The organism is gamma proteobacterium symbiont of Lampromicra miyakona, assembly GCF_059730895.1.
On sequence record NZ_AP035933.1, the window covers coordinates 645,651 to 666,131 of the forward strand.

Consider the following 20,481-nt stretch of genomic DNA (forward strand, 5'->3'; position numbering starts at 1 on the left):
CCTAATGTGCCTGCAGCCGCGCGGATAACTGTTCCGGCGGCAGCAGCGCAAATGCGCGTTTCATCACCCGCGCCTCGTCAGCCGGGGTGCGACCAAACATCCGCTTAAACTCCCGGTTGAACTGTGAATCACTTTCGTAACCGACGCGTGCGGCGGCACCGGCGGCAGTGAGATTATCGCGAATCATCATCAAACGCGCCTGATGCAGCCGCAGCGACTTGAGATACTGAATCGGCGAGGTCTGTGTCACGCTTTTGAAATGCAGATGGAAGCGCGGAACGCTCATGCCCGCTTCGCTGGCCAGATGCGGCACATCCAGCGGCTGCTGCCAGTCAGCATGAATGCGCTGCAACGCCCGCGCGATGCGGCCAAAATGCCCCTGATAGGTCAGCGCTGCGCGCACCGCACCGCCCTGCTCACCCAGCAACACACGAAAGCAAATCTCTTCTACCCGTGCCGGGCCTAAAACCTGCGCTTCCAGCGGATCGCTCAGCGCCTGCAACAGGCGCAGCGTGCTGTCCGCCAGCGTCTCATTTACCGGCGTCGAAATAATGCTGGCTGGTGTCTCCGCCAGCGGAATGTCTGCCGCTGCGACCTGCGTCACCAGTCGCGCCAGCGTGGCCGCATCCAGACGGATAGCCAGCCCCAGCAACGGTTCAGCCGAGGTTGCTTCAGTCTCAGCGGAGAACGGCAGCGGCACCGACAACACCAGATAGTGCTGTGCGTCGTAGCGATACATTTTGTCGGCAAGAAACGCCCGCTTCGAGCCCTGACAGATAATGATGATGCTCGGCTCATAAAGAACTGGCGTGCGCGCCCACTGCCGGTCGGCACGCATAAAGCGCACGCCGTCGAGCAGTGAAGCGGTGTAACCTTCCTGCGGTGCCAGCTGGCGCAGCAGCGCGCAGGTCTGCTGTTGTACGGTTTGCGACATAACGGGTTTCCGGTGAGAGGTTCAGGCAAAGCATAGCCAGGTTTCTTCCCTGCTCACAACCGTGACGAGAGAATCAGGCAATGATGCGCCACAATCCGGTCTGTTCGCTTTAGCCGGCGTTTTCCACAATAGCCTCGTCAACCAACACGAGGAAACCATCATGGCTCATTCCAATGCGAAAGTGATTATTCTGACCGGCGCCAGCAGCGGCATCGGCGAAGCGATAGCGCGTCTGCTGGCCAGTCAGGGGCATAAACTGGTGCTGGGTGCGCGCCGTACCGATCGACTGGCAATACTGTGTGATGAACTGCGTGCCAGCGGCGCGCAACTGGATTATCTCGCCACCGACGTGACGCAGCGTGCCGATACGCAGCAGCTGGCCGATTTTGCCCGCGATAAATATGGTCGGGTTGATGTAATGATCAACAATGCCGGCGTTATGCCGCTGTCGCCGCTCAGTTCGCTGAAGGTGGATGAATGGGACCGTATGCTCGACGTCAACGTGCGTGGCGTACTGTACGGCATCGCTGCCGTGCTGCCGCTCATGGAATCGCAGCAAAGCGGCCATATCATCAATATCGCCTCGATTGGTGCGCTGGCGGTATCGCCGACGGCAGCGGTGTACTGCGCCACAAAATTCGCGGTTCGCGCCATCTCGGATGGCCTGCGTCAGGAATCGCGCCAGCTGCGTGTGACGGTCATTAATCCCGGCGTGGTGGAATCGGAACTGGCGGACACCATCACTGACGAGACCGCACGCGTGGCCATGCAGAGCTATCGTCAGATTGCGTTAAAACCCGAAGCCATTGCGCAGGCGGTGAGCTGGGCCATTAATCAGCCTGGCGAAGTTGATGTCAATGAGATCACGGTGCGCCCTACTGCCAGCGCGCATTGAGGCTAATGGAGCGTGGCGATTTCAGGCTGAAATCGCCCTGGCCTGCGCGTCTGGTGACAGCGCGCAGGCCATCACGCTTACAACCAGCCCGCTTTTTTCAGCCGCCACCACATAACGAAACAAATCACCAGCGTGACCACCAGCGCCGCTGGATAGCCAAAGTGGCTGTGCAGCTCTGGCATGTCTGAGAAGTTCATGCCGTACATACTAAAGATGATGGTCGGCACAATCAGGATTGCCCCCCAGCCGGCCAGCTTTTTATTCACCTCACTCTGCTGTACCGAGACCAGCGCCAGATTCACCTGCATGGCGCTGGCCAGCGTTTCGCGCATATCTTCGGCATCAATCATGACGTGGTGCGCGTGATCCTGCACGTCGCGCAGATAGGCGCGCAGATTTTTCGGGATGATATCTTCATGGAAGCGCACCAGCTGCGGGCAGATCTCTGTCACCGGCATCGCCGCATTGCGCAACGACAGCAGCTGACGCCGCAAATGGTAAACATTCTCCAGCGTGACGCTGTCAAAGCGGGTGGTGAACATGCCGTCTTCCAGGTCAGCAATACGTTCACTCAGCGATTCGGTGATTTTGCTGTAGTTGTCGACGATAAAATCGAGGATGCAGTAGAGCGCATAGCCGGGTCCCTGGCACAGCATGGCATGGTTTTTCTCGGCTTTGGCGCGAATCGCTTTATAGCCCTCAACCGAACCGTGGCGCACGGTAATCAGAAAATTTTTACCGAGGAAAAAGTGGGTTTCGCCAAAGCTGATGCGCTGGCGATCTTCCATGTGTGCGGTTTTCACCACGATAAATACCGACTCGCCGTACTGCTCAATCTTGGGCCGCTGATGCGCCACCAGCGCATCCTCAATCGCCAGCTCATGCAGGCTAAACTCCTCCTGCAGCGTTTGCATGAACGCCGGATCGGGTTGATACAGGCCAAGCCAGACGAACGATTTTTCCTCTTTCAGCACTTCGCTGATTTGATCGACTTCGACATGCTCTTCGCGTTTGCCGTGGCGATACACCACGCAGTTAATCACCATTTTCGCGTTGTCCTTGTTGTACTCACTATCCCTAATCATAGCTGCAAAGCAGGTGCCAGTGCGCCGTCATCTTTGCGCCGGACGTCTCGCCGCCGCTTACGGCACGCCAAAATAGCGCAGCAGCGCCGTCATCACCGCCGCACCGATGATTACCAGTATCAATGGCGCGCGACGCCAGGCGAGAAACACCGCGAACAACACGCCGGTGAGCCGTGCGACGCCGGCGAAATCGGTGCCCTCAAACAGCGCGGTGGTGACAGCGACAGCCAGCAGCAGCACCGTTGCCGCGTCGGACAGCATGTTGCGCATACGTTCCGACATGTGCATCCGGCTGCCCAGCCGGTAACCGGCAAAGCGAATCGCATACGTCCCTGCAGCCAGCAGCGCGATGCCGGCAATCACTAAACTATTTTGCATCTTTTCGCTCCCGCCAGCTCAGCAAACCGAGTAAAGAAAACAGCACCGGCATACCGGCAGGCACAAAAGGCGTCGCCAGCACGGACAGCAGTGCCCCGAGGGTGGCCGGAATGCGCGTGCGACGCTGGCGCAGCGCCGGGAAAATCAGCGCGATCAGGATGGCCGGAAACACCGCATCCAGGCCAATCGCCGACACATCGGGAATAAAGCGTCCAATCACCGCACCGGCAATCACCGTGAGCGGCCAGATGGCAAAAATACCCAGTCCGCAAACCCAGTAAGCCGCCCGACGCTGCGCCAGCTTCGGCTGTGAAATACCGAACACCACGCTCTCGTCATTCATAATATGGCAGCCCAGTAGACTGCGTCCTCCCTGCCCGACCAGGTCTTTCACCGCAATGCCAAACGGCAAATGACGCGCGTTGACCAGTAAACCTGCAGCGGCAGCGGTTAACGGACTGCCGCCGCCTGCCACGATGCCGATAAATAAAAACTCGGACGCCCCCGCCAGCACCAGCGTCGAGAGCGCAATCGGCACCCAGAGCGGAAAACCGTCGGCAGCGGCAAGAGAACCATAAGAGAGGCCAACGATGCCGTCGGCCAGACAAACAAGGAAGATCGCTTTCAATACGCCGCGATCAAGCGGTACGGCACCCAGACGCATCACAATTTGATCTCATAACGAACAAGAAAGCCGTTATAATGAACGCGCCGTACGTGTTTTACAAGATGAACAAATCGTTCGATATAAAGAACAGGAGTAATTGTGACCCCGCCCATTGCTATCATTGCCGCCGGACTGGTGCGCGAACGCCAGCGTGCCGGACTTTCGCTGACGGAAGTGGCGCGCCGCGCTGGCATCGCCAAGTCAACGCTGTCGCAGCTGGAGGCAGGCAACGGTAACCCCAGCATTGAGACGTTATGGTCACTGTGTGTGGCGCTGAATATTCCATTTGCACGGCTGATGGAGCCGGAAGTGAAAAAGATGCAGGTGATTCGGCGTGGCGAAGGCATGGTGGTGTCAGCAGAGTTAGCGGACTTTCAGGCCGCGCTACTGGCCAGCTGCCCGCCGGGCGGCCGCCGCGACCTGTATCTGATCACCAGCCAGCCCGGCGCACCGCGCGCCTCAAAACCGCATCCACCGGGTTCCGTCGAACACATCATCCTGGCACGCGGCCGCGCGCGGGTTGGCCTGATGGAAGCGCCGGTCGAACTGTTCCCGGGCGATTATATTTGTTATCCCGCCGATGAACCGCACATCTTTGAGGCGCTCGAAGCAAACACCATGGCGGTACAGTTGTCAGAGCAGAATTAAAGAAATTTCGCTGCGCCTGACTATCACAATTTCCTATGACTAATTCGGATGATTGCGCTGCGGCGCGGTGGCATGCTGTCAGCATCATTGGCAGAACAGCAGGAACATATGGACATTATTCCCGCGCAGCCGCATCACGCGGCGGCGATACAGAAGATTTACGCCTGGCACGTGCTGCACGGCACCGCAACCTTCGAAACGGAACCGCCGGCGGAGAGTGAAATGCTGCGGCGTATCAATGACGTGCATGAGCGCGGCGGTTACTGGCTGGTGGCTGAGGAGCAGGATCAGGTGCTGGGTTACTGCTATCTCGCGCCGTATCGTCCGCGTTACGCCTACCGCTTCACGCTGGAAGACTCTATCTATCTCGACCCGCAGCAAACCGGACGTGGCATCGGTAAGGCGCTGCTGCAAAAAGCGGTGGCGCAGGCCGAAGCCGCTGGCTTTCGCCAGATCATCGCGATTATCGGTGACAGCGCCAACCAGGGCTCGCTGGGAGTACACCGGGCGCTCGGTTTTGAGCACACCGGCGTGATGAAATCGGTGGGTTACAAACATGGCCGCTGGCTGGACACCGTGGTAATGCAGCGGAGTCTCGGGCCCGGTGACAGCCAGCCGCCCGATCGCTAAGCCGCTTCCATAGCGATCACCCGATGCGTGCCTTTCTCCAGCAGATCGCGGTCATGACTCACCAGCAGCACCGCGCACTGCTGCTCACGCGCCAGTTCCGCGATCAACTGCCATGTTTGCTGCTGCACCAGCGGATCAAGGCGTGACGTCGGCTCATCTGCAAACAGAAATACCGGCCGCAGCAGCATCACCCGCAGCAGCGCGAAGCGCTGCAGTTCGCCACCGGAGAGCGCCTCTGGTCGCCGCGTCAGCAGCGCGGGATGCAAAGCCAGCCGCGCCATGAGCGCATCGCGCTGTGCCGGCGAGAGAGCGTGACGCCGCAGCACATCGTTGATGCTTTGTCCCAGCGTGCGCTGCGGCGGAAACAGCGCGGAAGGATCCTGATAGATTTTCTGATATTTCAGCGCATCCGCATCAGCGTGGTGCGTCACGCGGCCCTGCTGCGGCGCGAGCAACCCCAACAGCACGTCGCCGAAGCTGCTTTTGCCGCTGCCGCTGGCACCGTGCAGGCCAACGATTTCACCGGCGTGCAGCGTGAAATCGCGTGGCACACCCAGCCTTTTGCCCCCGCGCGCCAGCACAATGTCCTGGGCGCTGATCACCGGCCTGGCACCGATCACCGTTTGTTGTCGGGTGGGCCAGACGGCCGGATCGGCAGCCAGCAGCGCGCGCGTGTAAGGCTGCTGCGGTGACTGCAACACCTGCTGCGCCGGGCCCTGTTCAATCACGCTGCCTTTATGTATTACCAGCACGTCGCCGCCCAGCTGGCGTGCCAGGGTGATGTCATGGGTGATGGTCAACAGCATGCCGCCGTCGGCCACTTCACGCTGTAACAGCTGGCTGACTTCATCGCGGCGCGCCACATCCAGCCCTTTGGTTGGCTCATCGGCAATCAGAACCTGCGCGCCACCGGCACGGGCTGCCGCAAACGCGGCGCGCTGTGCCATGCCGCCGGAAAGCTGCCACGGATAACGCCGTGCCGCCGCGGCCAGACCAAGCTGCTGCAGATCCTGCTGCGCCGCTGCAGCACTGGCGGCGGGCGGCAAACCGCGCACGAAGCGATGCCCTTCCGCCACCTGTTGCTGAATCGCCATGGTCGGATCGAGCGACAACCACGGCTCCTGCGGCAGCGAAGCCAGCGTATTGCCCCACAGCCGACGCAGCTGCGCCGTATCCTGCGGCAGCTGAAAGCGTCTGCCGTTGATCATCAACTCACCGCTGGCCTGCAGCGATGGCGGCAATATCCCCATGATCGCCTGCGCCAGCAGACTTTTCCCCGATCCGGTTTCGCCGAGCAGCGTCAGCGGCTGACCGGGTTGTAGCCGCACATCCACCGGCTCAACCAGTGTTTCAGTCGCTGTGGCAACGCTCAGCCCGGTGATCTGTAATCCCTTCATCATCGATCCTTTTTCATCAGCAGATTGAGGCTGATCAATAGTAAAAACAGTGCGGCTACCGGCTGCATCAGCAGCCACGGCGCTTCCCACGCAAACGGCAGCAGTTCGGTCATCATCAGGCCCAGCTCCGGCGTGGGCGGACGCACGCCAACGCTGATAAACCCGAGCGCCGACACCGCCATGATGGCGCTGCTGAAAGAGAACAAGGTTAGCGTCAGCAGCACCGGTGCCAGCGCAGGCCACAGATGATGACGAAAACGATACCAGGCAGAGAACCCGAGCAGTTTGCTGGCCTGCATACCGGGCGCCTGCACAATTGGCCGCAGCGTGGCACGCGTGACGCGGAAAAATTCCACCCACAGCACCAGCGAAATGCCCAGCCACAGCATCTGCGGCGCGTCTGGCGCAATGGCGGCCAGCAGCAGTACCAGCAGCAATCCCGGCAGCGCGAGGCACATATCGCCGACGATGCTCAGTAATCGCTCCGGCCAGCCACCGTACAGCGCACTGAGCACACCGGTGAACACGCCCGCTATCAGCGCACTGATCACGCACAGGGCTGCCAGCCCGAGTGACAGACGCAGCGCGGCGCTGAGGCGCGTTAACATATCGCGACCGAGATGGTCGAAACCGAGCAAATGGCTGCGGTTCGGCGTCTGCAGCATCTGCAGCAAATCCTGCTGTAGCGGATCGCCGTGCTGAATCAGCGGCAGCAAAAACGCGTAAGCCAGCAGCGCCGCCAGCAGTACCAGACCCACCCAGCGTGAAAGCGTCATCTTCATGCGCGCGCCCCCCGGGGATCGAGCAGATGACAACCGGCATCCACCAGCATGTTCAGCAGGACAAACAGCAGGCCGAGCGTCATGGCACTGGCCTGAATTACCGGCACGTCACGCGCAAAAATGGCGTGCACCAGAGCGTGACCGATCCCCGGCCACGCAAACAGGGTTTCCACCACCACCACGCCTTCCACCAGCCAGACAAACTGCATGCCAAACCACGTCAGCACCGGCGCGCTCAGATTACGCAGGCCGTGACGCAGCAGCAGGCGCGCGGGTGACAGTCCCTTTTGCGCTCCCCAGCGATAGTAGCCGGACGACACCACCTGCCAGGTGGCTTCGCGCACCACGCGCACGCCGACAGCCGTCAGCGACAATGCCAGCGTCAGTGCCGGCAACAGGAAATGGCGCAGCTCGCCGTGACCGGCGCTCGGCAGCCAGTCGAGTTGCAGCGCGAACAGCAGGATCAGCAGCATGCCGAGTGCAAAATGCGGCACCGATTTCAGCAAGGCGGTCAGCCAGAACAGCGCACGGTCAAGCCGGCCGTTGGCATGGCAACCGGCCCAGATGCCGAGCGGCAGCGTCAGTAGTAACGCCAGCAGCAGCGAGACGCCCGCCAGCGCCAGCGTCTGGCCCAGCTGCCAGCGCAGCTCATCCATCACCGGCTCACCGGAAACCAGCGAGCGGCCAAAGTTAAACTGCAGCAGATCGAAGAGCCAGTGCATCAACGCACTGCCGCCGTTAAGCGCGCCGTTCAGCTCCTGCTGTACCCGCGCCACCGCGTCGGCATCGACGCGATCGTAACCATAGCGCCCCGAGGCGATACGCCACGCCATGTCGCCCGGCAGCGCCTGCACCAGCAGCCAGGTCAGTAATCCTACCGCCAGCACCACGAACAGCGCCTGCGCCATGCGCCAGCTGAGTTGTTTAATCATGGCTCCCCCAGTGCATCTGGCGCAGGCCGAAGTGGCGTTCAAACGGATCGAGTTTGACGCCCTGCAGCTGGCTGTTAACCGCCGCCGACTGCTGATACCAGGCCAGCGGAATCACCGGCAGATCCTGTTGCAGCGCACGGGTGATGACGCTGCGCGCCCCGGCGCGGGCTGCGCCATCGGTGGATTGCGTCAGCGTGTGGAGCGCCGCGTCGAAGCCTGCCGCATGCCAGTTCATCGCCCCCCAGTCACCGCCGTGGGTGCCATAATCCTGCAGCAGCGTTCCGGTCGGATCGGGCGTCAGGGCAAAGTTGCGCGCAAACAGCGCCAGCTGCAGACGGTTATTGTGGTGCTGCGCCGGGATCTCGCTGGCGTTGGTCGCGTTGATTCGCACGTCTATGCCAACCTGACGCAGCTGCTGCTGAATCACCATCGCCATCAGCGGCAGCTCAGGGCGATCGGGATAGGTCAGCAGCGTCAGGCTGAAGCGCTGGCCGTTGCGCGTCAGTACGCCATCCGCGCCGCGTTGCCAGCCGGCCGACTGTAATAACTGAGCAGCCTGCTGCGGCTGATAGTGCAGCGGCGTGAGTGCCGGGTTGTGCCACTCTGCCATGTTAGGGGGAAACAGCTGGCTGGCTGCGCCCGGATAACGCAGCACCGCCTGCGCCAGCGCGTTGCGATCGATCGCCATGCTGATCGCCTCACGCACCGGCAGTTCCGCCAGCAGCGGATCGGCCAGATTAAGCTTCAGCATCAACGTGCGCGGCACCGGAATCGCCGGGATGTGCAGCGACGCTTTGCGTGCCAGCCGCTGCCGGCTGGCGGCATCAAGGTTAAACACGTAATCTGCATCGCCGCTTTCTGCCAGCAGCGCACGGGTTTCCGCGCGGCCGGTCGCCAGATAGCTGGCGGCGGCAATCGCCGGTTTCTCGCCCCAGTAATCCGCGAAGCGCGCCACCGTCAGCGACTGCGGCGGCTGGAAGGAAGTGAGCGTAAACGGTCCGCTGCCAATAATGCGCGTGATGTTGCCCTGCGCATCCCAGCTGGCCAGTGCGAGGATTTGCGAGCGGCTTTCCGCCAGGACCGACAGCAGCGGCGTGAAGGGTTCACGCAGCGTGATGGTGACAAGCTGCCCTGCCCCGCTGATGTCGGCGATTGGCGTTTTGTCCAGTAAGCCCGCTTTGCCGCGTGCGGTGTTGAGTGATTTCACCACGGCAACCGCATCCAGCAGCGAGCCATCGTGAAAATGCACGCCGTCGCGCAGCTGGAACTGCCAGCGCAGCCCATCGTCAGAGACCTGCCAGCGCTGCGCCAGCGCCGCCACCGGCTCACCGCGTTCGTTCACTTCTACCAGCGTTTCAACCACATCCATGCGCAACAGAATGTCACCGGAGAGCGCCGGATCGCTGCCTTTAATTTCAAACGGTGCGGCAATCCGCACCGGTTTTTCGGGTGTGCTCGCCGCCATAACGGCGCAGGAAGCCAGGCCGAGCGCCGCAGCGATCAGCAAATTTTGCATTGATTTCATTAAATTTTCCGAATAAACCGTTACACTATCATCGAATAAATTACGTTATAACATAACAATTCACACTTTAACACACGGCGTTTGCAGGGAATTCGTTAGCCGCTTGTTGCCTTTTAACCGTCGCGACAGGTTAACGCTGCGCGCAGCAGCGTGGCTGAGGTATGCTTGAGAAGAACTCTAACCCGTGAGGAAACGCCGTTATGCCAGAGATTGTCGTTTATGCTGCGGAAGGCCGTAGCGTTGAGCAGAAGAAAAAATTACTCAAAGCCATCACCCAGGCGGTGGTGGATTCGTTTGAGATCGATGCTGATGTGGTCACCGTGTCGATTATCGAAACGCCGAAGCATCATAAATCTAAGGGCGGCGTGCCGTTCGACGAACGTTAAGATCGGCCCGGTTCAGGCGTACTGAATATTCATGGTGCCGCGCTCGCTGCGGTTGACGATGGCCTCGACCTGCCACGTCCGCTGAATCAGAGCAGGCGTCAGCACGGCGGCGGGCTCACCGCTCGCCACCACTTGCCCGTGCTGCAGCACCACCAGATGCTGGCAAAATTTGGCCGCCAGATTCAGGTCGTGCAGGGCCACAATCACCGTGACCGGCAGTGCGGCAATCAGCCGCATCAGCTCGAGCTGAAACTGAATATCCAGATGGTTAATCGGCTCATCCAGCAACAGGATATCCGGCTGCTGCGCAAGCGCACGTGCGATCTGGCAGCGCTGGCGTTCGCCACCGGAAAGCCGCTGCCATGACCGCCCGGCCAGCGCATCCAGTTTCATCAGCGACAGCGCGTGCTGCACCGCCGTTTCATCTGCCGTCCGCCACGAGCTGAACGCATTGCGATGCGGCGCCCGTCCCAGACGCACGATGTCGCTGACGCACATCTCAGCTTCCATTTCGGCATGCTGCGGTACGAAGGCCAGCGTACGGGCACGCTGCCGCCGGCTGAGTTGGTTCAGCCGCGTGCCGCCCATCTCCAGCCCGTTATAAGCACAGGGCTGAACGCCCGCCAGCGCACGGATGAGCGTCGATTTGCCCGAGCCATTGGGGCCGAGCAACCCGACCGTTTGTCCCCGCTGCGCCGCAAAACTGATGTCGGATAACACGCTGCGCGCCTGTAGCGTCACGCTGAGGTTATCCACCGCGACATACTTCATGATTTCTCCCGGTTGCGATACAGAATCAGGGCGAACACCGGGGCGCCGACTAACGCCGTCACTACGCCTATCGGCAGCACCTGATGGGTGATTAACGTGCGTGATACCAGGTCGGCAATCACCATGAAATGGCAGCCGCCCAGGAATGCGAGCGGGATCGTCACCAGATGACGCGGCCCGGCAATCATGCGGGTAATATGCGGGATCACCAGCCCGACAAAACCGACCGCACCGATCGCGCTGACGATCACCGCCGTCACTAACGCAGTGGTCAGCAGTAATACGATGCGCACCGCTGAAACCTGCGTGCCCAGCGTCGCGGAGACTTCCGCGCCAAACGAGAAGGTATCCAGCGCGCGCGCATGGTAGAGCACAGTCAGCAGACCGGCGAGGGTTACGGCAAAACACAATAAAGCATCCGCCCAGCGCACACCGCTCAGGCTGCCGAGCAGCCAGAACATCACGCCGCGCGACTGCTCAGCATTGGCCGCCGTGCTGACAATGTAGGCGGTCAGCGCATTAAATAATTGCGTCCCGGCAATACCGGCCAGAATGATGCGCGCGGTGTTTTCCCGCATGCCGCCGGAGAGCAGAACAATCAGCATAAATGCAAGACAGGCACCGCCAAACGCGCCGGCACCGGTGGTGATGGCGCCGCCGCCGATGCCAAGCAGCATCACGCACACCGCGCCGGTTGATGCACCGGCGGAAATACCCAGCAGATAAGGGTCGGCCAGCGAATTGCGCAGCAACGACTGCAACACCAGCCCACACAGTGCCAGCCCGCCGCCGCTGCTCGCCGCCATCAGCGCGCGGCTCATGCGGTATTGCCAGACGATGCCGGCTTCCAGCGCCGGCAGGTCGTAATGCGTGATGCCAAGCCCATTGGTGATGGCCTGCGCGGTCAGGGTAAAGCTCACCGATAAATCGCCGGTCGCCGCGGCCAGCGTCATCATCACCGGTAGGCTGAGCGCGCCCGCAGCAATCAGCAGGCCGGTGCGCCAGTAACAGACAGTATGAGCGCTCATCGGGCAGGTGCGAAAGCAGCGATCTGCTGACCGATCAGCTCTACAGCTTCCACATTGCGCAACGAGGGATTCAGTGACATGGCCGGTACCACCACAATGTGGCCGTTCTTCACCGCAGGCATTTCACGCGTCACCGGATCACTTTGCAGAAAATGTTTTTTAACCGCGACGTCATCGGCGGGATAGAGCCGCCGCGCCATGCTGGCAATAACGATGATGTCCGGCTGCGCGGAGACAATGTGCTCCCACGTGACCGCCGGCCACTCTTCGTCTGAATCGATAATGTTAGTCAGACCGAGCGTCTGGCTGATCCAGCCCGGCGCCCCTTTATTGCCGGCGACCCAGGGATCGCCTTTCAGGCGCGGGCTGGAAAACCAGTAAACCACCTTTAGCGGTGCTGACGGCGATTTGTGCAGCTGTTGCTGAACCTGTGCTATACGAGCGGCCAGCTGCTGTTTGAGCGCTTCGCCACGCGCCGGCACATCAAAAATGCGCGCCAGCGCGCTGATTTCCGCAAAGATCACCTCGATCCCATACGGTGTGGTGCGTGCACCGTCGCTATTGGACGTGGTGGTGACGGCTTTGCCGATGCAGTCGGCAGGCGAAATCCAGGTTCGGATGCCGAGCTGTTCAAACTGTTCACGCGTGGCGACTTCACCCTGCGGCCCGACGTGCCAGCTGTACTGCGCCAGCACCAGTTCAGGGCGCTGCGCCACCACCGCTTCAAAGCCTGGGGCGTTATCGGCCAGCCGTTTAAGCTGGCTGCCCTGCCCTTGCAAATCGGCGGGCAGCGCGCCAAACCACACCGAGGTTGCGGCAATTTTATCTGCCAGACCGAGCGCCAGCAGCAGTTCCGTTTCATGCTGGCCAACGGTGACGACGCGCGCAGGCGGATGAGCGAAGGTCTCTTTGACACCGCAGTTATCAACGGTGAGCGGATAGTTACTGGCATTAGCATCGAATACAGGAAGCGACAGCAGCGCCGCAATAAGCAGGGAGAGCGAGTTTTTCATCATGGTACTTTCATTGTTACGTTATAACATAACAATATGCATGACCAGGCGTGGACTGTCAATAATCAGGATTGGGCATACCGACCGGGACTGCGCGCATCATGAAGAGGATGACGTTAGGGTATAAGCAGGGCTGCAACAGCAGCCCGCCCAGTTCTGATAATTAAATCGGCTGTGATGATGTCATCGAATGAAGTAGTAGCTGAAACAGAGATTTTATTCAGGATATTGTGCGGCTGGCTTTAAAGTCCGGGCCACATACCGCCATCAAGCCTTAAATTAGAACCCGTTATGTAACCCGACAACGGGCTGGCCAGAAAGGTGATGGCGTCCGCTATTTCTTTGAGCGTACCAACGCGCGCCATGGGCACATTGGCATACAGGGGCAATACGGCCTGTTCAATATCTTCCCAGGGCGCGTCAGCTGAAAGCCCTGCATCTTTGGCCGTTTGACGAAACGCTTTTTCCAGGCTTGCACTATGAATAGTACCCGGTGAGAGAGTATTTACGGTTACGCCATCGTGTGCGACCGCTTTTGCCAGCGATGAGGTCATGGCAATAATCCCTGCTTTAGCAGCAGCATAATCCGGACGCCTGGCGGGAGGCATCAACGCTGCCAGGCTCGAAATATTAATGATTCTGCCCCATTTTTGTTCACGCATCCCAGGAAGAAAAAGATTAATGACACGTAAGGCTGAAAGGACATTTTTATCATACCCAGCCGCCCAGGTTTCTGGCAAAGAAGACGTCCAGTCCTCTGTGGGGCCGGAGCCACCCGCATTATTAACAACAATATCAACGGATTGTACAAGCGAACACACTTGCTGATAAAGCAGTTGAATATCTGCCTCACGGGTTAAATCTCCCGTTACTGCGTATGCTTGTCCACCTTGCTTTATGATATCGCTGGCGATATTTTCAGCTTTAGCTGGATCCCGGCCATGTATAATAACGCGGGTGCCTTCAGCGGCAAGCCCTCTGGCTACCGCTTCTCCAATACCTTTGGTGCTACCCGTTATCAGAGCAATTTTGCCGTCGAGTTTCAGATCCATTACTGTTCTCCAGAATACGTGAAAAATCTATTGGAAAATAAACTGATGAATGAATCAATTACGCACCTGAAAGTGCCTGTAGGCGATGAGGAGAAAACACGTTGTCTCGGACCAGAAGGTTCGGTCGCTTATGTCACGCAATGTTTAACTATTATTTCCGGCAGATGGACACTGCAGATTTTATTCAGATTATTTGCTGAGCCTGTGATGCGTCACTCGCAATTCATGAAGAGTATGCCTGAGATATCGCATAAAGTTCTGACTCAACATCTGCGCAAGCTTGAACGTGATGGGCTGATAACCCGCACTGATTTTGGTGAACAGCCCCCGCGTGTTGAATACGCACTCACGCATATAGGCCATAATCTGATGCCCGTGCTGCTCTCAATGCGTGAATTCTCACGAGACAACCTGCCAAAACCGGGACAGGATTAATAGTGCAAAAAAAATTGCACTATTGGCAGCAGGGAAATAATCACGCATTCTCAGCAAGGTCGTCATCATGCAATTTAATGCCATTACTGATGAGGAGTATCAAACGTGATCCTGCTTTGCTTAAAATAGTCGGCCGACGAAATAATCCACGCCCAGAGCGGCATCATTTTCATCATCATTTCTTCGCCCGCGTCCGTGGCCGTATAGACGACACGCGGTACTTTTTCCTGATAATCACAACGGGATATAAGGCCGTCACGCTCAAGCGTACGCAGTGTGCGCGTCAGCATTCGTTGTGTGACACCCTGTAGTAAACGACCCATTTCTGCATGGCGCAACGGTCCATGGGTGACCAGAATATGCAATATACCCAGCGACCAGCGATTGCCGGCGTGTGAAAGAATTTCACGCTTTAATGTTTCATCATCGTGACTCAACGCCTCACAAAATTGTCTGGAAAACTGCAGCAGGGCTTCGCGATTAGGTTCCATCTCTCCTCCGGTATCACGGGTGTACCTGATTGAATCAGGGTTTGTCCGCTGTCAGGATGACGGATATAACCTAAGGAGACAAGCATGCTACCCGTTGATCAACATGTCGAAAATATTCTTATCCTCGGCGCAGGAGAATTAGGCATGGCGGTGTTAAACGCCATGGCTAAAAAAGTGCAGCAGCATCCACTGATCAAAATAAGTGTATTACTCAGAAACGAGGCTGCACATGCCACGTCCGGCCCACTTAAAACCCGGCTGGATGTGCTGCAAAAGCTAAATATCACGGTGGTGGAAGGCGACCTGCAGAAAAATAGCCTGAGCGAACTCTCAGCATTATTTCGCTCTTATGATGCCATCATTAATTGCAGTGGTTTTGTCGGCGGGCCGGGAACGCAGCTCAGAATCACTCAGGCCGTGCTGAAGGCGGGTGTCGCCCGCTATTTTCCCTGGCAGTTTGGCGTGGATTATGACGTTATCGGCAAAGAGAGTGGGCAACCGGTATGGGATGAGCAGCTTGAAGTGCGCCATCTGCTGCGCGCCCAAAGCAACACTGACTGGGTAATTGTTTCGACCGGTATTTTTACCAGCTATCTGTTTGAACCCGATTTTGGCGTGATCGATGCCGGGAATAAAACGGTTTATGCCCTCGGCGACTGGAACTATGCCCTGACACTCACCACGCCAGACGATATCGGGCAGCTGACAGCCGATATCTTCTTTCATCAGCCCGCTTTTCAGAACGACATTGTTTATATCGCTGGCGATACGCTGACTTACGCAGAGCTGGCTGACCTGATGCAATCTCACTGGCAAAGCGCGGTCAGGCGAGTATTACTTAGCCGGGAAAGGCTAAGGGAAGATGCAGAGCGTCATCCCCGTGACACTGGCGCGGCCTACCGGCTGGCCTTTGCCCGTCCGGACGGTGTGGCATGGCCTAAACAGGAAACGTTTAATTACCGCGAACACATTGCCACCACCAGCGCCGCTCAGTGGCTGACGAACCAGCCAGCGGAGTCCTGAGGATTTCAGGCGTAGCGGAATGTCCTCAGGCGCAACGCCTGGCCTGAGGGCTATCGGGCCCTTCGCCTGAAATCCCGGCGCTTTGACAAACCGGCAGGTTGCGTCAATACTTTCCCCCGCACCGCTATCCGCCAAAATCAGTACCAGTCAAAACAGAAAACCCGAGCTCCACGCCTGCCCTACCGTTGCAGCCCTTCCCCAAGCATAGCTCATCTAATAAATTTAGGTGATTATATGTTTTTTAATTATTTTAATTGAAATTAATCATCTCCCTGCCGATAACGCCATTGCCATCAGGCAAAAGCGTGGACAACAACAACCAGGGAGATTCACCTTAATGAAAAAAATACGTGTTTTTTTGGAAGATATCAGAGTCAGCAGAAAACTCATGCTCGGGTTTGGTGTGCTGCTTATCCTCAGCATTGCTGTAGCTTCCTGTGGCATCAAAAACCTGCACGACATCGCGGAACGTGCGGAAAAACTCAGCCAGTTGAAAGGCATTAACGATCAGTTTGCGCAGGCTAAAGATGCCCGCCTGCAATACGTAAAAACCCACGATGAAAAATTCATTGCCGACAACGAATCGCGACTGCAGGCGATTGAGGGCAGTATCAATCAGCTGAAAACCTGGCGATGGGATAGCGCGCAGACCGCGCTGATTGCCTCTCTGCCGGCTGCGATGAACCTTTATCGTCAGCATCGTGCAGAAACGGTGAACGAAGTGCATAAGCGCCAGAGCATTCTGCAGGCGCTGCGCTTCAGTGACGAAACCACGGCGATTGCCGCGCTGGCCAGAAACTACGTCAGCACACAGCAGGATACGGCAGCTACGCTCACTGAAATCGCTAAATATCTGAACGGTATTAGTATTCGCGTAAAGCTGATGGCGCTGGACAACACTGAGGAAAACCGTCTGGCTTTGTCAGGCTTTATAGCTGAAACGATTCAACTCATTGACCAGGCTCGACCACGCCTGAGCGCTGATGACAGCAACGCGCTGGATAAAATTGCCGTAACGCTGGCGGCCAGACGCGACAGCGTGCAGGACTACAACGCCTCCGCGGAAGAAGAAGTGGAAGCGACCCGCCAGCTTGCCATCGCGGGCCTGCATCTGACCAATACCAGTAATCAATTATTTACCCAGCAGCTGGCCGCCACGCACCAGGATATCGCCCGGGCAATCCTGTGGATGTCGCTGATCCTGGCAGCGGCTGTGGTAATCAGCATTCTGATTGCGGTGTTTATCACCCGGCAGATTACCCGTCCTTTAGCGGTAACACTGAACGTCGCGCGGCAGATTGCGCAGGGAGATTTGAGCGTACAGCTGCAAACTTCACGTAAGGACGAACTGGGCGAGCTGATGCAGGCGGTCGGTGAGATGAGCAACGATCTGCGCGGCATCATTGGTAACATTCGCAGCGGCGTGATGCAGGTCAGCCACGCTTCCGCAGAAATTGCTGCAGGCAATAACGATCTTTCCGCCCGCACCGAGGAGCAGGCGGCCGCGCTGGAGCAGACGGCAGCCAGCATGGAGCAGTTAACCGCTACCGTGAAGCAGAACGTTGAAAACATTCATCACTCCAGCGAACTGGCGCGCGCCACTTCGGAGAAGGCCAATCAGGGCGGCTCGCTGGTCAAAGGCGTGGTTGAAACCATGGACCAGATCAGCGCCAGCTCCGGCAAAATCGCTGAAATCACCACCGTCATTAACAGCATTGCTTTCCAGACCAATATCCTGGCGTTAAACGCAGCAGTTGAAGCAGCGCGCGCCGGTGAGCAGGGACGCGGCTTTGCCGTGGTCGCCAGCGAGGTGCGCAGTCTGGCGCAGCGCAGCGCTCAGGCGGCCAAAGAGATCGAAACCCTGATTGGCGAATCGGTGGCGCGTATCAGCAGTGGTTCACAGCTGGTGGGTCAGGCCGGTAAAACCATGGATGAAATTGTGCATTCCGTTGGCAACGTAACCAGCATCCTCGCCGAAATCGCGCAGGCATCCGATGAACAGAATCGCGGCATTTCGCAGGTCGGCGTCGCTATCGTTCAGATGGACAGCGTGACGCAGCAGAACGCCGCGCTGGTGCAGGAATCATCGGCCGCCGCCAGCGCATTGCGCGATCAGGCGTCGACACTGGAAGGCTCAGTCGCGCGTTTCGTGGTGCAGTAAGCGGATTTTCACTGACAGAGAGAGCGGGCGGGATGCCCGCTCTTGTCGGATCACGGCTCGTCAGCGGGCTGCCGATCACAGCGAATCCGACTGCGGAATGAAATAACGTTTGATGCGTTGTCCATATAACCCAACCGCCAGCCCGGTAATAATCAGTACCAGCGCCACGATTTTCATCGGAGAAATAACTTCACCAAATATCATCATTGAACCGAGAATGCCGAATACCGGCACCAGCAGCGATAATGGCGCGACGGTAGAGACAGGATACTGCTTAAGCAATGAATTCCAGATCCAGTAGCCTAATAAGGTATTGGGGTAGACCTGAAACAGAATGGACAATATCGCACGGGTATCCATATGGCTGATTAATGTGCTGTAGCCCGCACTGCCATTAATTAATCCGTCCAGCAGAAAAAGCGGAAGCGGCGAAAAGGCGCTCGACCAGACCAGAAACGCGAATACCTGCTTCGTGCCGGCTTTTTTCATGATGATATTGGCAATACTCCAGGCTATGGCGCCTGCCAGCACCAGCAGCAACCCGGCAAACGTCACCGAGCCGTCGGTAATAAACACAATGCTCATCAATCCGCTGCACGCCAGCACAAAGCCAGCGATCTGATAGCGGCTGAGCTGTTCTTTGAACACATAACTGCCGAGCAGCAGAGTGAAAAAGGCACTGAACTGCAGCACCAGCGAGGCGATCCCCGCCGACAGCCCGGTTTTTATCCCCAGATTCACCAGGCCCCACAAGCCAATGCCGAATACCAAGCCGTAACCAATAAGGTAGCGCCACGGGACGTCAGGTTTTTTAATAAAGAAGAGCGCCGGGATGGCACACAACGTAAAACGCAGCCCTGCCAGAATAAACGGATCGATGGCGTGCAGCCCTAATTTAATCACCGAAAAATTAATGCCCCAGATGGCGGTAATACCGATGGCCAGCAGCAGGTGTGATAATTTCATGATTGACGTGTTCCATACCAGAGAATAAGTGCGCAGGCACTGACCAGTGCCCCGCCGCCGCACACGGCATACCATCCCCAGTGCGCATAGAGTTGGGTGGCAGCAATAGCGCCCAGCGCGCTGCCTGCCGCATAAAAACACATATAGGCACCGATAAGCCGGCTGGTGATAGCGGGTTTGCCGGCAATCAGCATGCTCTGGTTGATGACATGCACCGTCTGCACGGCGAAATCCAGCATGATCACGCCAATAACCAGCAAGAATAAAGAGGCCTGCGCGAAGGCGATGGGGAGCCACGAGAGCGTTAATAAAGCCAGTGCGCATCCGCTGGCGCGCTGCCCGGTTCCCCGGTCAGCCCAGGCGCCACTTCTGGAAGCCGCCAGCGCTCCGGCTATTCCAGCCAGACCAAACAGCCCTGTTTGCGTATGGGAAAGCGACATGGCCGTGAGCGGCAAAACCATGGAACTCCACAACATGCTGAACGCGGCAAAAATCAGCAGAGCCAGCGCGCCACGCTGACGCAACAAAGGCTCGGTGACAAAAAGACGCGGGACAGACCCCAGCAACCCGGCCACGGAAGTGGCTGTGTTCTGCGGACCGGCAGAAGGTATCACTTTCATCAGCAGCACGGTAATCAGCAGCATCAGCGCCGATGAGGTCATATACACCGCCCGCCAGCCGGCGATATCGGCGATGATGCCAGAGACCAGCCGCGCCAGCAGTATTCCCATGACGATGCCACTGGTGACGCTGCCTACCACCTTGCCACGCTGAGCCGGTGCCGACAGGATAGCGGCCCACGCCACCACGGTTTGCGTCACCACCGCCATCAAACCCACCAGCAGCATCGCCACCAGCAGCGGCAGAAAACTCTCTGCTAACGCCGCCGCGATCAGGGCCAGCACCGACAGCAGCAGGTGCGTGACCACCAGCTTTTTGCGATCAACGCGATCGCCGAGCGGCACCAGCAAGAACAATCCTATGGCATAACCCGCCTGCGTTGCCGTGATGACCAGGCCTATGGTGCCGGGCGAAACCTGCAGCGTTGCGGAGATGGATTCCAGCAATGGCTGGGCAGAATAGACATTGCCGACAGCCAGCGCGCAGGTCAGTGAGAACAGAAAAATGATGTGAGGCGACAGCACTGAGATCGTCGCCGGCGAAAGAGGCGCCTCAGAGGTTGCAGGGGTATCACTGGTGCAAGTCATGTTGCATCCTTATGTGGTTTTTATTTGAAACCGATTTATTCTATAAGTAGCAGCGGAGGTTTTTTTTTGCAACT

At 58.1% G+C, this 20,481-nt stretch carries 22 protein-coding genes; 7 read left to right on the forward strand and 15 right to left on the reverse strand.

Going from position 1 to position 20,481, the window contains the following annotated elements; genetic code table 11:
• Position 1 precedes the first annotated feature (1 nt).
• A complete protein-coding gene (locus AC6I8P_RS22535; RefSeq protein WP_125311235.1) occupies positions 2–934 on the reverse strand; it encodes an AraC family transcriptional regulator in 933 nt (310 codons plus the stop codon).
• Positions 935–1,094: 160 nt separating this feature from the next.
• On the opposite strand from AC6I8P_RS22535, the gene AC6I8P_RS22540 reads away from it, so the two are divergent.
• On the forward strand, positions 1,095–1,829 hold the full coding sequence (locus AC6I8P_RS22540) for an SDR family oxidoreductase (protein WP_058781030.1): 735 nt from the start codon (positions 1,095–1,097) through the stop codon (positions 1,827–1,829).
• A 77-nt stretch (positions 1,830–1,906) separates the two neighbouring features.
• On the opposite strand, the gene corA is transcribed toward AC6I8P_RS22540, so the two are convergent.
• The 3 genes from corA to AC6I8P_RS22555 all read right to left on the reverse strand — a co-directional run bounded on the left by corA (position 1,907) and on the right by AC6I8P_RS22555 (position 3,956).
• Positions 1,907–2,875, reverse strand: coding sequence for a magnesium/cobalt transporter CorA (corA, locus tag AC6I8P_RS22545; RefSeq protein WP_262258342.1), 969 nt, complete (start codon positions 2,873–2,875; stop codon positions 1,907–1,909).
• A gap of 96 nt (positions 2,876–2,971) precedes the next feature.
• Positions 2,972–3,292 carry an AzlD domain-containing protein gene (locus tag AC6I8P_RS22550; protein ID WP_058781029.1) on the reverse strand — a complete coding sequence of 107 codons (321 nt, stop codon included), beginning with the start codon at positions 3,290–3,292 and terminating at the stop codon, positions 2,972–2,974.
• Positions 3,282–3,956: an AzlC family ABC transporter permease gene (locus AC6I8P_RS22555; RefSeq protein ID WP_058758973.1), complete on the reverse strand. Its 675-nt coding sequence runs from the start codon at positions 3,954–3,956 to the stop codon at positions 3,282–3,284. Before AC6I8P_RS22555 ends, AC6I8P_RS22550 begins: the two co-directional genes overlap by 11 nt.
• 102 nt (positions 3,957–4,058) lie before the next feature.
• Here AC6I8P_RS22555 and AC6I8P_RS22560 point away from each other — a divergent pair, with 102 nt between their 5' ends.
• Both AC6I8P_RS22560 and AC6I8P_RS22565 read left to right on the forward strand, forming a co-directional pair.
• Positions 4,059–4,607: a helix-turn-helix domain-containing protein gene (locus AC6I8P_RS22560; RefSeq protein ID WP_058770363.1), complete on the forward strand. Its 549-nt coding sequence runs from the start codon at positions 4,059–4,061 to the stop codon at positions 4,605–4,607.
• Between the two features lie 108 nt (positions 4,608–4,715).
• A complete protein-coding gene (locus tag AC6I8P_RS22565; protein WP_211726805.1) occupies positions 4,716–5,237 on the forward strand; it encodes a GNAT family N-acetyltransferase in 522 nt (173 codons plus the stop codon).
• Here AC6I8P_RS22565 and AC6I8P_RS22570 read toward each other — a convergent pair.
• From AC6I8P_RS22570 to AC6I8P_RS22585, 4 genes are read right to left on the reverse strand one after another with little or no spacing between them, the layout of a single operon-like run.
• Positions 5,234–6,634, reverse strand: coding sequence for an ABC transporter ATP-binding protein (locus AC6I8P_RS22570; RefSeq protein ID WP_238562362.1), 1,401 nt, complete (start codon positions 6,632–6,634; stop codon positions 5,234–5,236). The two genes, AC6I8P_RS22565 and AC6I8P_RS22570, sit on opposite strands and share 4 nt — an antisense overlap.
• Positions 6,634–7,410, reverse strand: a complete 777-nt coding sequence (locus AC6I8P_RS22575; protein WP_498031354.1) for an ABC transporter permease — start codon at positions 7,408–7,410, stop codon at positions 6,634–6,636. Before AC6I8P_RS22575 ends, AC6I8P_RS22570 begins: the two co-directional genes overlap by 1 nt.
• A gap of 2 nt (positions 7,411–7,412) precedes the next feature.
• A complete protein-coding gene (locus tag AC6I8P_RS22580) occupies positions 7,413–8,348 on the reverse strand; it encodes an ABC transporter permease (protein WP_346303522.1) in 936 nt (311 codons plus the stop codon).
• The gene (locus AC6I8P_RS22585) at positions 8,341–9,873 is read right to left on the reverse strand and encodes an ABC transporter substrate-binding protein (RefSeq protein WP_498031250.1); all 1,533 of its coding nucleotides are present in this window, start codon (positions 9,871–9,873) and stop codon (positions 8,341–8,343) included. The genes AC6I8P_RS22580 and AC6I8P_RS22585 overlap by 8 nt, the downstream gene beginning before the upstream one ends.
• A gap of 200 nt (positions 9,874–10,073) precedes the next feature.
• On the opposite strand from AC6I8P_RS22585, the gene AC6I8P_RS22590 reads away from it, so the two are divergent.
• Entirely contained in the window at positions 10,074–10,259 is a 186-nt protein-coding gene (locus AC6I8P_RS22590) for a tautomerase family protein (protein WP_021508848.1), read from the forward strand.
• 12 nt (positions 10,260–10,271) lie between these two features.
• Here the strand turns inward: AC6I8P_RS22590 and AC6I8P_RS22595 are convergent, their stop codons facing one another.
• The 4 genes from AC6I8P_RS22595 to AC6I8P_RS22610 all read right to left on the reverse strand — a co-directional run bounded on the left by AC6I8P_RS22595 (position 10,272) and on the right by AC6I8P_RS22610 (position 14,123).
• A complete protein-coding gene (locus tag AC6I8P_RS22595) occupies positions 10,272–11,030 on the reverse strand; it encodes an ABC transporter ATP-binding protein (RefSeq protein ID WP_238562178.1) in 759 nt (252 codons plus the stop codon).
• Positions 11,027–12,058 carry a FecCD family ABC transporter permease gene (locus AC6I8P_RS22600; protein WP_058781025.1) on the reverse strand — a complete coding sequence of 344 codons (1,032 nt, stop codon included), beginning with the start codon at positions 12,056–12,058 and terminating at the stop codon, positions 11,027–11,029. Before AC6I8P_RS22600 ends, AC6I8P_RS22595 begins: the two co-directional genes overlap by 4 nt.
• Positions 12,055–13,074 carry an ABC transporter substrate-binding protein gene (locus AC6I8P_RS22605; protein ID WP_498031251.1) on the reverse strand — a complete coding sequence of 340 codons (1,020 nt, stop codon included), beginning with the start codon at positions 13,072–13,074 and terminating at the stop codon, positions 12,055–12,057. Before AC6I8P_RS22605 ends, AC6I8P_RS22600 begins: the two co-directional genes overlap by 4 nt.
• Before the next feature lie 239 nt (positions 13,075–13,313).
• Positions 13,314–14,123: an SDR family NAD(P)-dependent oxidoreductase gene (locus tag AC6I8P_RS22610; protein ID WP_058758964.1), complete on the reverse strand. Its 810-nt coding sequence runs from the start codon at positions 14,121–14,123 to the stop codon at positions 13,314–13,316.
• A gap of 45 nt (positions 14,124–14,168) precedes the next feature.
• Between AC6I8P_RS22610 and AC6I8P_RS22615 the strand changes: the two genes are divergently transcribed.
• Positions 14,169–14,558 (forward strand): winged helix-turn-helix transcriptional regulator, encoded by a 390-nt coding sequence (locus tag AC6I8P_RS22615; RefSeq protein ID WP_498031355.1) that lies wholly within the window; start codon positions 14,169–14,171, stop codon positions 14,556–14,558.
• A gap of 83 nt (positions 14,559–14,641) precedes the next feature.
• Here the strand turns inward: AC6I8P_RS22615 and AC6I8P_RS22620 are convergent, their stop codons facing one another.
• Complete coding sequence (locus AC6I8P_RS22620) at positions 14,642–15,049, reverse strand: winged helix-turn-helix transcriptional regulator (RefSeq protein ID WP_159377589.1); 408 nt, start codon at positions 15,047–15,049, stop codon at positions 14,642–14,644.
• Positions 15,050–15,133: 84 nt separating this feature from the next.
• On the opposite strand from AC6I8P_RS22620, the gene AC6I8P_RS22625 reads away from it, so the two are divergent.
• On the forward strand, positions 15,134–16,072 hold the full coding sequence (locus AC6I8P_RS22625; RefSeq protein WP_498031252.1) for an aromatic alcohol reductase: 939 nt from the start codon (positions 15,134–15,136) through the stop codon (positions 16,070–16,072).
• Between the two features lie 388 nt (positions 16,073–16,460).
• Positions 16,461–18,233: a methyl-accepting chemotaxis protein gene (locus AC6I8P_RS22630; protein ID WP_262258356.1), complete on the forward strand. Its 1,773-nt coding sequence runs from the start codon at positions 16,461–16,463 to the stop codon at positions 18,231–18,233.
• Between the two features lie 75 nt (positions 18,234–18,308).
• Here the strand turns inward: AC6I8P_RS22630 and AC6I8P_RS22635 are convergent, their stop codons facing one another.
• A complete protein-coding gene (locus AC6I8P_RS22635) occupies positions 18,309–19,199 on the reverse strand; it encodes an EamA family transporter (RefSeq protein ID WP_498031253.1) in 891 nt (296 codons plus the stop codon).
• The gene (locus AC6I8P_RS22640; RefSeq protein WP_498031254.1) at positions 19,196–20,407 is read right to left on the reverse strand and encodes an MFS transporter; all 1,212 of its coding nucleotides are present in this window, start codon (positions 20,405–20,407) and stop codon (positions 19,196–19,198) included. The genes AC6I8P_RS22635 and AC6I8P_RS22640 overlap by 4 nt, the downstream gene beginning before the upstream one ends.
• Positions 20,408–20,481: the final 74 nt, after the last annotated feature.